This window comes from Streptomyces sp. NPDC058646 (assembly GCF_042716875.1).
Classification (GTDB): Bacteria; Actinomycetota; Actinomycetes; order Streptomycetales; family Streptomycetaceae; genus Streptomyces.
In genome coordinates this window covers 43,067-57,325 of sequence record NZ_JBHXRK010000008.1, presented here as the reverse complement: position 1 = coordinate 57,325, position 14,259 = coordinate 43,067, and the positions used below count along the sequence as shown (strand labels likewise).

The window sequence follows — 14,259 nt, the reverse complement described above, 5'->3', positions numbered from 1 at the left end:
GCGATCGCGGACGCCGCCTGACCCCTGTGGTCCGTACGGGCCGCCGCGGGCCGGCGGCTCGCGGCTTCCGGGGACATCCACGGGTCGCGCACCGTCCTGGCGGAGACCGACCCGATCTTTTTCGACCGGACCTACTGCCTGGCGCCGATGGGCGACGGCTTCGGCAAGGTCTACAGCCTCCTCGCGCAGCCCCTGGACCGCCGCCGGGAAGGCCGGCATCGCCACGTTCGTGATGCGCCAGCACGCGTACCTCGTCGCCGTGAAGGCCGTCCTCCGCACCAGCGCCGAGAAGACCCGGAGTCCCAAGGACGCCCGGGAGAAGGCCTCCACCACGGCCCGGCAGGCGAAGAAGCCGCCGGTGGCGACGAAACGGCCCCGCACCGCACCGTGAGGCAGGGAGCTGCGGGAACCGACCCGGGCCGAGCTGTCGCAAGAAGGCCGTGGCCGCCGACCTCCCCGGCCGCTCCTCCAGGACCCACGACCAGCTCACCGACGCACCGGAGAGCACCGGCGGCGGTGAGGGACCCGGCACCGTCCGACGGCCGAGGCGGCCGCCTCAGCGGCGGCTTCCGGTGAGGACGCGCCGCAGCCAGTGGGAGCGGGCGTCGCGGGCGTCCTGGCTGAGGACCGCCCGCGGTGCGAAGGTGTCGAAGCCGTGGAACGCGCCGGGCCACACGTGCAGTTCGGCCCGGCCGCCGGCCTGCCAGATGGCCTGGGCGTAGGCCACGTCCTCGTCCCGGAAGGTCTCGGCCGACCCCACCTCGATGTACGCCGGGGGGAGGCCGGACAGGTCCGTGGCGCGGGCGGGAGCCGCGTACGGCGGCAGGTCGGCAGCGCCGTACCGGTCGCCGAGCAGCGCCTGCCACGCGGTCGCGTTGGAGGTGCGGTCCCAGGTGTCGACGCCGGCCATCTGGTGGCTGGAGAAGGTGTCGTTGCGGTCGTCGAGCATCGGACACAGGAGAAGCTGCCCGATCGGTACAGGTCCGCCCCGGTCGCGGGTGAGCAGGGCGAGGGCCGCGGCCAGCCCCCCGCCGGCGCTCTTGCCTCCGATGACGATGCGGTCCGGGTCGATGCCGAGCTCGGCCGCGTGCGCTGCCACCCAGCGGAGTCCGGCGTAGCAGTCCTCCAGGGGGCCTGGGTAGCGGGCCTGCGGCGCCAGCCGGTACTCGACCGAGACCACGGCCAACTCCAGTGCGAGAGCCCATTCGCGCAACAGCTGCGGGAGCACGGACCACGCGTTGCCCATGATCATTCCGCCGCCGTGCATGTAGTACAGCAGCGGCAGGGGTCCGGTGGGACCGGCGGGCCGTGCGCTCACGAGGGTGACCTCCGGACCGCCCGGCGCCCCCGGCACCCGCAGCTCGTGCACCTCGAAGCGGCCCTCGGCCCGCAGGTCCCGGAGCGTCGGCCTGGGCCGGAGCGCCGCATCCCGCTCCTGCCGGTCCGCAAGGTTCTCCGGGGTGAACGGCTCGCTCTCCCCGCCCCCCAAGGCCGCCAGCGCGTCCGCCAGCTCGGGGTCGAAAGGGGGCGCGGCCCATGCCGTCGGGACCGGCCCCGGCTGCGCCGTGCCGTCGGCACTCATGACGGCCCTCCCGCCCGGCCGGGACGGCCCGTCCGCGCGTCGGTGCACGCAGGGAAGGCTCGCGCGAGATCCATGCGGCACAGTCAACCACCTGCCGGACCCCTTGGTCGGGCTGTGCAGCGAAGATCACGGATCGGGACCGTCCCCGCCCGCGGGCCCACGCAGCCGTCGCACCCGGTCGTGGGGCGCGCGCAGGGAACACGCACGGGCGGCCGGAGCCGGTGGGCTTCAGGTGGCCCGCCAGGAGAGTCCTGGCGGTCGCTGCGAACGGAGTCCCGTGACCCGCACCGCCCACGCCCCCCGGAAGCGCCCTCGATGCCTCCGACCCGGTGGACGTGACACCGGCACGCCACCGGCCCAGCCGGAGCCGGCAGGGGCCCAGCCCATCGCTCCGGTACGGCCGGGCGGCGGGTCGGGCGGCCCGGCGGAAGTGATCACGCCGCTGAGGGTCCGGTCCGGCGCCACCCTCCGGGTGGTGGCCCGCCCGGGCGGACGCGTCGGGCCGGGCCGCGGGCGCACGGACCCGCCCGAGGCGCCGCCGGTGAGCCCGGGCGCGGGGCCGTGACGGCGGCTTTCCACCGCCTCCGCAGAGGGGGTCCGGCCCGGCCAGGTAGCCTTCGGGTGCCTGCCTCAAGGTGGGGGAGGGAGTTCAGCGCATCCGTGAGGGAAGCCGGCCGACGTGGGGCCGCCGGTGTCCGCCCTCACCGGGTGCGCTGCTGACGAAGAGGCGGAATGCGATGGCCGAGGCGAGCACCCAGGGCGCACGAGCGGAGCGGACGTTCGGGACGGGCCCGGGGAGCGCGGTGGGGGAGGGTGAGCTGCGCCAGCTCCTGGCGGGTCTCACGGCCGTGCGGGACGGCGACTTCGGCACCCGGCTGCCGTACGAGGCCGACGACCTGCTCGGTGAGATCGCCACGGTCTTCAACGGCATGGTGGACCAGCTGTCGCAGTTCACCTCGGAGGTGACCCGCGTCGCCCGCGAGGTGGGCACCGAGGGCACGCTCGGCGGCCAGGCGGTCGTCCCGGGAGTCTCGGGCACGTGGGCGGACCTCACGGAATCCGTCAACGCGATGGCCGGGAACCTGACGACCCAGGTGCGCGACATCGCGCAGGTCGCGACGGCCGTGGCCCGCGGCGACCTGTCGCAGAAGATCGATGTGGACGCCCGCGGCGAGATCCTGGAGCTGAAGGAGACCATCAACACGATGGTCGACCAGCTCTCCTCCTTCGCCGACGAGGTCACCCGCATGGCGCGCGAGGTCGGGACCGAGGGGATCCTGGGCGGGCAGGCCGACGTCCAGGACGTCTCGGGCACCTGGCGCGACCTCACGGACTCGGTCAACTCCATGGCGTCCAACCTGACCGGGCAGGTGCGGTCCATCGCCCAGGTCGCCACGGCGGTCGCGGAAGGCGACCTGTCCCAGAAGATCACCGTGACGGCCCGCGGAGAGATCCTGGAGCTGAAGGAGACCATCAACACGATGGTCGACCAGCTCTCCTCCTTCGCGGGCGAAGTCACCCGAGTCGCCCGGGAGGTCGGCACCGAGGGCCGGCTGGGCGGGCAGGCCGACGTCCAGGGCGTCTCCGGGACCTGGAAGGACCTCACCGAATCGGTGAACGTCATGGCCGACAACCTGACGGCTCAGGTGCGGTCCATCGCCGAGGTGACGACCGCCGTCGCCCAGGGAGACCTGTCGCAGAAGATCCGCGTGGACGCGCGCGGCGAGATCCTGGAGCTGAAGGAGACCATCAACACGATGGTCGACCAGCTGTCGGCCTTCGCGGACGAGGTCACCCGCGTCTCCCGCGAGGTCGGCACCGAGGGCAACCTCGGGGGCCAGGCCACCCTGCGGGGTGTCTCGGGCATCTGGAAGGACCTCACCGACAACGTCAACGTGATGGCGTCCAACCTGACCGGCCAGGTCCGTTCCATCGCCCAGGTCGCCACCGCCGTCGCGCGCGGCGACCTCTCCCAGAAGATCACCGTGGAGGCCAAGGGCGAGGTCGCCGCGCTGGCCGGAGTGATCAACACGATGGTCGACACCCTGTCGGCGTTCGCCGACGAGGTGACCCGCGTGGCGCGCGAGGTCGGTACCGAGGGCATCCTGGGCGGCCAGGCCCAGGTCCCGAACGTCGCCGGGACCTGGAAGGACCTCACCGACAACGTCAACTCGATGGCGAACAACCTCACCGGCCAGGTCCGCAACATCGCCCTGGTCACCACGGCGGTCGCCAACGGAGACCTCTCGAAGAAGATCGACGTCGACGCGCGCGGCGAGATCCTGGAACTCAAGACCACGATCAACACGATGGTCGACCAGCTCTCCTCCTTCGCCGCCGAGGTCACCCGCGTGGCCCGCGAGGTCGGCAGCGCGGGACGGCTGGGAGGCCAGGCGGAGGTCGAGGGCGTCTCCGGGACGTGGAAGCGGCTCACGGAGAACGTCAACGAACTCGCGGGCAACCTGACCCGGCAGGTCCGCGCCATCGCCGAGGTCGCCAGCGCCGTGGCGGAAGGCGACCTGACCCGCTCGATCACGGTGGACGCCTCCGGCGAGGTCGCCGAACTCAAGGACAACATCAACTCCATGGTCGGCTCGCTCCGCGAGACGACCCGGGCCAACCAGGAACAGGACTGGCTCAAGTCCAACCTGGCCCGGATCTCCGGCCTGATGCAGGGCCACCGGGACCTGGCCGTGGTCGCCGAACTCGTCATGGACGAACTGACCCCCCTGGTCGCCGCCCAGTACGGAGCCTTCTACCTGGCCGAGGAGACCCCCGCCGGGGAGGTCCTCACCCTCATCGGCTCCTACGGGGGCCCCGCCGGCGGATCCGGCGCCTTCGCCCTCGGCGAGTCGCTCGTCGGGCAGGCGGCGCGCAGCAGGCGCACCATCTCCAGCGACGCCGTCCCGCCCGGCTACGTCATCTCCTCCGGCCTGGGCCGCACCACCCCCGGCAGCCTCATCGTGCTGCCCGTCGTCGTCGAGGGCCAGGTCCTCGGTGTCATCGAACTCGCCGCCTTCACCCCCTTCACCGCCGTGCACCGGGACTTCCTCGCCCAGCTGATGGAGGTCATCGGCGTCAACGTCAACACCATCGTCGCCAACGCCCGCACCGACGAACTCCTGGGCGAGTCCCAGCGGTTGACGGCGGAGCTCCAGGCCCGGTCCGCCGAACTCCAGTCACAGCAGGAGGAACTGCAGCACTCCAACACCGAACTGGAGGAGAAGGCCGCCCTCCTCGCCGCGCAGAACCGGGACATCGAGAACAAGAACCTGGAGATCGAGCAGGCCCGCCAGGAACTCGAGGACCGCGCACGGGAACTGTCCCTCACCTCCCGCTACAAGTCCGAATTCCTCGCCAACATGAGCCACGAGCTGCGCACCCCGCTGAACAGCCTGCTCATCCTGGCCCAGCTGCTGGCCCAGAACCCCGGCCGCAACCTCACCCCCAAGCAGGTGGAATACGCCGGCATCATCCACTCGGCCGGCTCGGACCTGCTCCAGCTGATCAACGACATCCTCGACCTGTCGAAGGTCGAAGCCGGGAAGATGGACGTCAACCCCGAACACGTCCAGCTCAAGCAGCTCCTGGACTACGTCGAGGCGACCTTCCGGCCGATGACCACCCAGAAGAACCTCGACTTCACCATCACCACCGCTCCCGGGGTCCCCACCACCCTGCTCACCGACGACATCCGGCTGCGGCAGGTCCTGCGCAACCTGCTGTCCAACGCGGTCAAGTTCACCGAGCGGGGCCGCGTCGAACTGCGCATCGAACTCGTCGACCCCTCCGAGCGCCCGGCCGGTCTCAGGGCGACCGGCCCCGTGATCGCCTTCCGGGTCTCGGACACCGGCATCGGCATCGCGGAACAGCAGCTCGAGGTCATCTTCGGCGCCTTCCAGCAGTCGGACGGCACCACCAGCCGCAAGTACGGCGGCACCGGCCTGGGCCTTTCGATCAGCCGCGAGATCGGACAGCTCCTCGGCGGAGCCATCACCGCGCAGAGCACCCTCGGCAGCGGCTCCACCTTCACGCTCTACCTGCCCGCCTCCGACACCCCGGCACAGCAGGCCCTCGCCGCGGACGCACCCGCAGAGGCCGCGCCGGAGGCCGCCGCGGCCGTGCCCGCCCCGGCGGAGCCCGCGCCCCCGTCCGATCAGCAGCGCCGCCTGCTGGTCATCGAGGAGAACCCCAAGGGGCTGCTCTCGCTCGTCGCGCAGAGCGCCGCAGCCGACCTCGTGGCCCTGCCCGACCAGCCGGGCCACGGCGTCGACATCGTGAGCGCCGTCAGCGCCGCGGACGCCGCCACCGCCCTGGCCGCCCGCCCCTTCCACTGCGTCGTCCTGGACCTCGGCATGCCGCAGGAGGAAGCCATCCGCTTCCTCTCCGCCCTCGACGGGGACGCCGCCCTCACCACCCTGCCCGTCCTCGCCCACAACAACAGCCGCCTCGGCTCCACCACCGAGCAGGCCCTCCACAAGCGCACCGAATCACAGCCCCTGGAACTGCTGACCAGCCTCGACGAGCTCCGGGAGCGCATCGCCCTGCACATGGCGGCCGAACAGCCGGGCGACGCACTGCCGCTGGCGCGGGGAGAGGGCAAGCGCCCCCAGGAGCAGCCGCCGATCGACGGCAGGCTGGCCGGCCGTACCGTCCTGGTCGTCGACGACGACGCCCGCAACCTCTACGCCATCAGCGGCATCCTCGAACTGCACGGCATGGACGTCATCCACGCCGTCGACGGCCGCCGCGGAATCGAGGCCCTGCTGCGCCACCCGCACCTGGATCTCATCCTGATGGACGTGATGATGCCCGAGATGGACGGGTACACGGCCACTGCGGAGATCCGCCGGATGCCCGAACACCGGGACCTCCCGATCATCGCGGTCACGGCCAAGGCGATGCCCGGGGACCGGGAGAAGAGCCTGGCGTCGGGTGCCAGCGACTACGTCACCAAGCCGGTGGACGCCGTCGAGCTCATGACCCGGGTGCGCCGCTGGCTGACGCCGTAGCAGTGAGCGCCGGCCCCGAAGGACGGGCCCGCGTCCAGCGGACGGACCGCAGCCCGCGACCACCCACGTCAGGAGATGGGGCACAGTGACCACCCCGCAGAGCCCTTCGCAGAACGTCCAGCCGGCCGGCCGGCCGCCGACCGAGCCCACCCCGGGCTCCGCGGCCGACCCCGCCCGTGCGCCCGTACCGGCCCAGTCCGCCTCCGCGGTCGGCAGGCTCGTCGCCACCGTGGAGCGCCTGCGCAGGGAGGTGCAGGAGGCGGAGGCGGCAGCCGACGGCCGGGCCCTGACCGAGATGGCCACCGGCATCCTCGTCGAACGCCTGCGCTGCGGGCCGGCCCAGGCGGCCGCGCAACTGGACACCCTGGCCGCCCGGTCCGGGACGTCCCGCCTCGAACTGGCCGCCGACATCGTCAATCAGGCGTCCCGGGACCAGGTCAGCGAGCTCGCCGCCGAATTCACGGCCCGGGTGACGGCCGGGCCGACCTGGGACCCGGAGGACTCCTCCGTCTCCGTCCGCCTCCGTACGGCCGAGAGCGGCGTGCTCGCGGCCGGCGACACCCAGGCGGTCGCACGGTCGCTGCTGGACAACGCGCTGGGTCCGCTCGGCGCGGTCGCCGTCGCCGTGTGGACCGCCGGAACCGACGGCTCCCTCACCCTGGCGGGGTACGCGGGCTTCGCCGCCCCGGAAGCGGCACGCTGGCGGTACGTCCCCCCGGGTGTGGCGACCTTCGCCCGGCAGGCCCTCACCCAGCGCGGCCCGGTGACCTCGCCGGGTCCCGAGCCGGGCGCCCCCTCCCTCGGACTGCGCACCTGGCCGGGCGGCGGCCGCCTGGCCCTGCCCGTAGGGCTGGGCGGGCGCATCCACGGCGTGCTCGAGATCTGCTGGCCGTCGCCGCTCCCCCCGCAGCCGCCGCAGGTCATGCGCCAGCTGGAGGCGCTGGCCGAGCTGTGCGCGCACACGCTGCACGATCTGCCGCCGCACTCCGAGCGGATCCCCGCCGGGCCCACCGCGCCCCTCGTCGAACTCGCGGACCTGGCCGACAACCTGCACGATCCGGCCCTCGTACTCGTCCCCGCCCTGGACCGCGAAGGACACCTGGTCGACTTCCGGATCCACCACGTCAACGCCCACTTCGTGGACCCCGCCGGACGCCCCTCCGGCGCGATCGGCGGCTCCCTGCTCCTGGAGGCGTACCCCACGGCCGCGGGGGACAACGGCCTGTTCGAGAAGATCGAGCGCACCTACGCCACGGGTGAGCCGCTCCGCACCGACCGCACCACCCTCACGGCGCTGATCGGGCAGGTGGCCCTCCCCTCGGTCGCCGAGGTCAGCATCAGCCGGCACGGGAACGCCCTGCTGCTCCTGTGGCGGGTCGAGGACGAGACGGCGCGCCTGGCGAGCCTGCTGGAACACGCCCAGCGCCTGGGCCGGGTGGGCGGCTTCGAGGAGAACTTCACGACCGGCGACATCACCTGGAACAGCCAGCTCTTCGACATCTACGGCCATCCCGCCGCCCCCGTACCGGTGGAGGACCTGGCCGCCCACGCCCACCCCGACGACTGGGTCGCGATCAGCCGCTTCCTGCGTGCGCTGATGCACCACCGGCGCGACGCGTCCGCGGACTTCCGCCTCCAGCGCCCCGACGGGATCACCCGGCACATCCGCGTGGTCGCCGAACCCGTCCTCGACGCGCTCGGCGCCCTGGTCGCGGTCAGGGGCGCCTACCAGGACATCTCCTCGCAGCACTGGACCGAGGTCGCGCTGGCCGCCACCCGCGACCAACTCGCGTACACCGAAGCCGAGTCCGCCGACCGGGTACGTCTGACCCTGCAGCTCCAGCAGGCCATCATGCCTCCCGCGCCCGCCCCGCTGGAGGTGCCCCACCTGCGGATCGCCGTGCGCTACCGCCCCGCCGAGTCCGAGGCACTGGTCGGCGGGGACTGGTACGACACGGTCCTGCTGCCCTCCAAGGAGGTCCTGCTGTGCGTCGGCGACGTCGCGGGCCACGGGATCGGCGCGGCCACCGGCATGGTCGTCCTGCGCAACGCCCTGCGCGGCCTCGCCGTCACGGGGGCCGGCCCCGGCCAGCTGCTCGCCTGGCTGAACAAGGTGGCCCACCGGCTCGCCGACCAGGTCACCGCCACGGCCGTCTGCGGCCTCTACAACCCCGACACCGGCATCCTGCGCTGGGCCCGGGCCGGCCACCTGCCGCCCGTCCTGATCCGGGACGGCGTCGCGGAGTCGCTCCCGCTCTCCGACGGCATGCTGCTCGGCGTGCTCGACGACGTCGCGTACGGGGAACAGGAGATCAGGCTCCGAGGCGACGACACGCTGCTGATGTTCACCGACGGGCTCGTCGAACGCCGCGACCTGTCGGTCAACGAATCGGTCAAGGAACTCCTGACGCGGACCATGCGCTCCCCCCGCGACCTGGAGCACCGCCTCGACCAGCTGCTCACCCACAGCAAGTCCGACACCGACGACGACACGTGTCTCATCGGTGTCCAATTGGTGTAAGGGGAGGGGTGCGCATGCCGTCTCGGTGTAACGGGCACAGCAAGGTGGGCGCATCGGGAACTGTCGACCCGATGGGCCCGCGTCACGGACAGGAAGCAGCGAGGTCGATGGATTCCGAGGAACGGCACCACGTGGCTGTGCCGACCCCGCCTCCTGTCAGTGTCGCCGAGGCGCGCTCGCGCGTGCGGGCGCTCTTCGAGGAGGTCCAGCGGGGCCGGGCGGCGGACGCCTCGCGCCCCGCCGCCGCAACGGCGTCCTCGGGGGAGGCGCTGGCGAACGTCCTGCTGGTGACCTCGGAGCTGGCGACCAACGCGTTCCGGCACGGTGGGGGCCTCACCGGTTTCGGGGCCCGGGTGGAGCGGGACGTCCTGGTGGTCACCGTCGCCGATGCCAGCGCAGAACTTCCTGCCGTAGTCGTCAAGGAACACGGGCCCGCCACTCCGGGAGGCTTCGGATGGCCCCTCATATGCCGTCTCGCCCAGCAGGTCTCCGTCACCCCGCTGCCCGGCGGCGGCAAGTCCATCGAGGCGGTGGTGCCGCTGTGGTGAGCGGGGCCGGTGGCGGGGCCGCCGGATACGGCGTGCGTGGTTGCTCCGTGTCACGATGGTCGCGGCCGCCACGAAAAGGACTGAGGGGTAACCAGCATGACTTCTGATCGCTGCCGCGTCGAGGTGCTCGACGAGAACGACGGCATACGCGTGGTGCTGATGGCGGGGGAGTTCGATTTCGACAACACGGCCCCCCTGCGTCAGGCGCTGGACCCGCAATCGGAGGGCGTGCGGCGCTTCGTCGTCGACGTCTCCCAGGTGTCCTTCGCCGACTCCATCACCCTGACGATCATGCTGCAGGCGGCCCTGGCCCAGGAAGTGGTGCTGGCCGGCACCCAGCCGGGCCACCTCTCCCAGCTCCTCAGACTCACCGGCGCCGACCGCGTGTTCGCCTCGGCCCCCACGGTGGCCGAGGGACGCACCATGGACCTGCCCCCGCGGTGACCGTGGGTCAGGGCATTTCCCCCTCGCGCACGCCGTGGACGGCGCCCTCGGCGGTGAGGCCGGACACGGCCCGGGACACGCGGGCGGCGGCCGTCCGCAACGCCACTGCGCTCGGGCCGTCCGCCGTCGGGCACACCGGCCACCAGGACGTCATCACCCTCGCCGTCCTCAGAACTGACGCGCCGCGGCGCGACCCGCGACCGACCCGGATCGCGCACTAGCGGGTCACTCGTCGGGACCCTTCCAGCCGGCGCCCTTCCCCCGGCTCTCCCCGGACGTCCTGGGCCGGTCGAGCCGGCTCGCCTCGTCCGTGTCCGCGGCGCGGGTGCCCCCCTCTTCCGTCCCTTCCGTCCCTTCCGCCTCCCGTTCCCGGGACGCGCGGGGCCCTTCGGAGTCGCGGGATGCGCGGGAGTGCGCCTTCCCGCCGGGTGTGCGCCGCCGCGCCTGGTCGTCGTCGCCGTGCAAAGGTGCGCCCCCGGCACCGCCCTGGTCGTCCATGGCCTTTCCTTCCGCTCGCGGAGTACCTCTCGCCGTGCCGCTGCCCGGACATCCGCAGCAGAAACCTGCCCCGGGGACGAGCGCCCGGGGTCCCGGCATGGCGGACCGTTGGCGGGGGCAGACGCCGGGCATGACGGCGACCGTACGGCGGCGGACCGGCAGCGCGGGCCCGGGGGAGCGCGCCCCGTCCGCCCGTCGGACGCCACCGGACGCGGCCGGTGACGCCGCGCTCACGATGGGCGTCGAGGAGGAGTTCTTCCTCGTCGACCGCCGGACGCGGGCGCCGGTGCCCCGGGCGGCCCAGGTGCTCGCGGCGCTCTCCACGGAGCTGGGGCCGCAGGCGCAGTCCGAGTTCTACAGCTGCCAGCTGGAGATGTGCACGCAGCCCACCGCGTCCGCAATCCAGTTGCGGGAGCAGCTGCGGGCGCTGCGTGCGACCGCCGCTCTGGCGGCACGCGAGGCGGGGTGCCTGCTCGTGGGCGCGGGCACCGCCGTGGTGCCGCCCCGCGAACCCGTTCCGGTCACCGACACACCGCGCTACCGGCGCATGGCCGGCTACTACGGCGCCCTGGTGGACGGCAGCCTCGGGGTGGTGTGCGGCTGCCACGTCCACATCGGCTCCGTCGACCGCTCCCGCGCCCTGGACCTGTCCAACCGGCTGCGTCCCTACCTGCCCGCACTCCAGGCCCTTGCGGTGAACTCGCCGTTCCACGGGGGCCGCGAGAGCGGGTACGCGAGCCGGCGTGCGGTGGAGTTCGGGCGCTGGCCGACGGTGGAACCCGCCCCTGTCCTCGATCCGGCGGGCTACGAGCAGACCGCCGACGCCCTGGTGCGGTCGGGGATCCTCCTCGACCGGGCGATGATCTACTGGTTCACCCGGCCGTCCGAGCACGTACCGACCGTCGAGATCCGGATCGCGGACGTCAGCGCCGACCCGGACACGACCCTCCTCCTCGCCCTGCTGGTCCGCGGCCTGTGCACGGTGTTCACGGCCGAGGCCGCAGCGGGGGGCGGCCCGCCGCCGGAGGTTCCGTACGGCCGGCTCCGGGCGGCCCACCGCTCCGCGGCCCGTCACGGTCGTACCGGCGCGGCGGTAGACCCCCTGACCGGCGACACCGTTACGGGGCAGGGGCTGATCACCGCTCTGCTGCGGCGGGCCGAGCCGGGCCTGGACGCCGCGGGAGACCTCGCGGAAGCGGAGCGGCTGCTCGACGGTCTGCAGCGGTACGGCACCGGCGCGGAGCGCCAGCGCGCGGTGTACCGGCGGACGGGCAGCCTGACCGCCGTGGTGGACGACCTGGCGGCGAGCACGGCCCCGGAGCCCCGCTGAGGGACGACCGCGGGGCCGACACCGCCGGTGCGAGGCGCTCAGGTCCTTTTGCGCGCGGCAAGGACCGCCGCCGCCCTGCGCCACCGCCGCATCACGAGCAGCAGCAGGCAGACCAGGGTGACGACCCAGACCGCGGCGAAGGCCCAGAGCAGAGCGGGGGAGGAGGTGGCGGCGGCGCGGACGAACAGCACCGCGCAGACGAAGCCGAGGAACGACGCGCACAGGGCGAGGCCGTTGCGCCGGGCCCGGGCCGCGGGACTGCTCCAGGGCCTGATCCCACGGTGCATGGTGCGCAGCCTGCGGTCCAGCAGCGGGTCGGCACACAGATCCCGCTCGATGTCGGCGAGCATTCTCTGCTCCTGCCGGGAGAGCTCAGGGCCGTCCATACCGGAGCCCCCATCCTCAGCGTCCGCCGTGTCCGTCTGCTGGGCACGTACCCCCGGCGTCGCTCCGTAAGCAGCCGGAGCCCCGCCGGGACGAGCAGGGAGCGGGGGCACGTACCGGGAGGTCACGGTCCACGGGCCGGGTGGACGGGGGAACGGACCGGGGGCGGGGCCGGGCCCCCGGCCCGGTCTCAGTAGCGCAGTGCGGTACCGATCTGGGCGGACACCGTGCCCGACAGCTTGTGCGTACTGCGGGCCGTTCCCTCCCCGGTGCCCTTGCCGGCGACGTCCGACACGGTCGTCACCACGGTGTCGAGCATCTTGCCGCTCTCGTCCTTGAATTCGACCTGCACCGCGAAGGACTTCGCCGCCTCGTCGGTGTTCCGGACCGTCACCGGGACCGTCGTGAAGCCGTTCGAGTCGGTCGTCACCGTGCCCAGGGACGTCTGGTCCCTGGCGTCGACCCCGTCCTTGACCTCCGCGAGCTTGTCCTTCGCGACGGCCGCGGCGGACTCGGCGGCCTTCCCGGCCTCGGCGGCGGCGGAGGAGACCGCGTCACCGGCAGACTGCACCGCCGACGCCGCGCTCGACACGGCGCCGGACGGGTTGCCGTCGCCGTTCGAACATCCCGTGGCACCGAGCGCCACCACCGCCAGCACCATCCCACCTGCCGCGCCACGCATCCACGCGATCACCGCCACCACGCCTCCCGGAGTCAGAGCCCTGCGGACGACCCAGTCAACGGCCCGTCCGCCGCGATGCCCAGCGGACCGGGCATCCGGGTGAGGCCCGTCCGGAGTGTCGTGGCCCGGTTTCCGGGCAAGCGCGCACCAGGGCCGCGGCTCGGCGGCCCGGTGTCCGAGGACGAGAGGAGTCCGCGATGACCTGGTTCGGCGGAGAAGGCGTGCTGGGGGCCCCGGCGTGGTTCCACCTGGTGGTCATGGCAGGGGCCCTGCTCGTCCTGATCTTCAACCTGGCCAGGGACTGACCCGGCCGTCACGCCCGCCCTGCGGGCACCCCGCGGTCGTCGCGTACGGCCTTCCGCGGGCCACGCGGCCCGTACCGGGACACGGCGACTCCGGCCAGGCAGAGCACCCCGCCCAGCAGGGTGAGCCAGGCGGGCACCTCGCCCAGGAAGGCCCAGCTCATCAGGACGACGACGGCCGGCACGGCGTAGGTCGTCGCGCCCAGCTTTCCGGCCGGCATGCGGGCCAGGGCGTAGGTCCACGTGGTGAAGGCGAGGGCGGTCGGTACGACGCCCAGGTAGACCATGTTCAAGGTCGCCGACAGCGGGGCCGCGGGCAGCTCCGAGACCAGCTGCCCCGTGAAGGGCAGACAGACCACGGCTCCCGTCAGGCAGCTGTACGCGGTGATCTGCAGGGGTGTGCCGTAGGAGAGCGCGGGCTTCTGCGCGACGACGCCGGTCGCGTAGGCCACGGCCGCGAGCAGGCAGAGCACCACCCCGAGCACCGAGGTGGAGCCGCCGTCACCGGACATGGACAGGCCCACGACCACGGCTCCGCCGAAGGAGACGGCCATCCCCGCCAGCAGCCGAGGCGGCAGCGCCTCGCCGAGCAGACGGGCCGCGAGGAGTGCCATCAGGATGGGCCCCGTGTTCACGAGCAGCGCGGCCGTGCCCGCGTCGACCAGCCGCTCGCCCCAGTTCAGCGCGACGGTGTAGCCGCAGAACCACACCAGGCCGGACACGAGGATCCCGCGCCAGGCCTCGCGCGGGGGAAGGCCCTGGCGGCGGACCAGCAGCAGGACGGCGAGCACCACCGAGGCGGCCAGCAGCCGGCCGAGGGCCAGGGCCCCCGGTGAGTACGCGGAGCCCGCGCTGCGTATCGAGACGAAGGCGGAGGCCCAGGCGAACACCGTGAAGGTGACGGCGCCGACCGTGAGCGCGCCGGGCGGAATCGGACTCGTGCGGAACGTCATGGG

The 14,259-nt window shown here is 73.1% G+C and carries 11 protein-coding genes; 6 read left to right on the top strand and 5 right to left on the bottom strand.

What is annotated here, in order from left to right:
• Positions 1–229 precede the first annotated feature (229 nt).
• A complete protein-coding gene (locus tag ACFWUZ_RS12050) occupies positions 230–391 on the top strand; it encodes a hypothetical protein (RefSeq protein ID WP_384370985.1) in 162 nt (53 codons plus the stop codon).
• Positions 392–556: 165 nt separating this feature from the next.
• Here ACFWUZ_RS12050 and ACFWUZ_RS12045 read toward each other — a convergent pair whose 3' ends face one another.
• Positions 557–1,582: an alpha/beta hydrolase gene (locus ACFWUZ_RS12045; protein ID WP_384370983.1), complete on the bottom strand. Its 1,026-nt coding sequence runs from the start codon at positions 1,580–1,582 to the stop codon at positions 557–559.
• Between the two features lie 737 nt (positions 1,583–2,319).
• Here ACFWUZ_RS12045 and ACFWUZ_RS12040 point away from each other — a divergent pair.
• The 4 genes from ACFWUZ_RS12040 (at position 2,320) to ACFWUZ_RS12025 (ending at position 10,107) form a co-directional block, all read left to right on the top strand.
• Positions 2,320–6,594, top strand: coding sequence for a HAMP domain-containing protein (locus ACFWUZ_RS12040; protein WP_384370981.1), 4,275 nt, complete (start codon positions 2,320–2,322; stop codon positions 6,592–6,594).
• Between the two features lie 85 nt (positions 6,595–6,679).
• Complete coding sequence (locus tag ACFWUZ_RS12035; RefSeq protein WP_384370978.1) at positions 6,680–9,115, top strand: SpoIIE family protein phosphatase; 2,436 nt, start codon at positions 6,680–6,682, stop codon at positions 9,113–9,115.
• Between the two features lie 131 nt (positions 9,116–9,246).
• Positions 9,247–9,663 carry an ATP-binding protein gene (locus ACFWUZ_RS12030; protein WP_384370976.1) on the top strand — a complete coding sequence of 139 codons (417 nt, stop codon included), beginning with the start codon at positions 9,247–9,249 and terminating at the stop codon, positions 9,661–9,663.
• 96 nt (positions 9,664–9,759) lie between these two features.
• Positions 9,760–10,107, top strand: coding sequence for an STAS domain-containing protein (locus ACFWUZ_RS12025; RefSeq protein WP_384370974.1), 348 nt, complete (start codon positions 9,760–9,762; stop codon positions 10,105–10,107).
• Positions 10,108–10,114: 7 nt separating this feature from the next.
• Here ACFWUZ_RS12025 and ACFWUZ_RS12020 read toward each other — a convergent pair whose 3' ends face one another.
• Entirely contained in the window at positions 10,115–10,261 is a 147-nt protein-coding gene (locus ACFWUZ_RS12020; protein ID WP_384370972.1) for a hypothetical protein, read from the bottom strand.
• A gap of 474 nt (positions 10,262–10,735) precedes the next feature.
• Between ACFWUZ_RS12020 and ACFWUZ_RS12015 the strand changes: the two genes are divergently transcribed.
• Positions 10,736–11,935 (top strand): glutamate--cysteine ligase, encoded by a 1,200-nt coding sequence (locus tag ACFWUZ_RS12015; RefSeq protein ID WP_384370970.1) that lies wholly within the window; start codon positions 10,736–10,738, stop codon positions 11,933–11,935.
• Positions 11,936–11,973: 38 nt separating this feature from the next.
• Here ACFWUZ_RS12015 and ACFWUZ_RS12010 read toward each other — a convergent pair whose 3' ends face one another.
• The 3 genes from ACFWUZ_RS12010 to ACFWUZ_RS12000 all read right to left on the bottom strand — a co-directional run bounded on the left by ACFWUZ_RS12010 (position 11,974) and on the right by ACFWUZ_RS12000 (position 14,256).
• Positions 11,974–12,321, bottom strand: coding sequence for a DUF3040 domain-containing protein (locus ACFWUZ_RS12010; protein WP_384370968.1), 348 nt, complete (start codon positions 12,319–12,321; stop codon positions 11,974–11,976).
• A gap of 188 nt (positions 12,322–12,509) precedes the next feature.
• Positions 12,510–13,019 (bottom strand): hypothetical protein, encoded by a 510-nt coding sequence (locus ACFWUZ_RS12005; protein WP_384370966.1) that lies wholly within the window; start codon positions 13,017–13,019, stop codon positions 12,510–12,512.
• A 295-nt stretch (positions 13,020–13,314) separates the two neighbouring features.
• A complete protein-coding gene (locus tag ACFWUZ_RS12000; RefSeq protein ID WP_384370964.1) occupies positions 13,315–14,256 on the bottom strand; it encodes a DMT family transporter in 942 nt (313 codons plus the stop codon).
• Positions 14,257–14,259 lie beyond the last annotated feature (3 nt).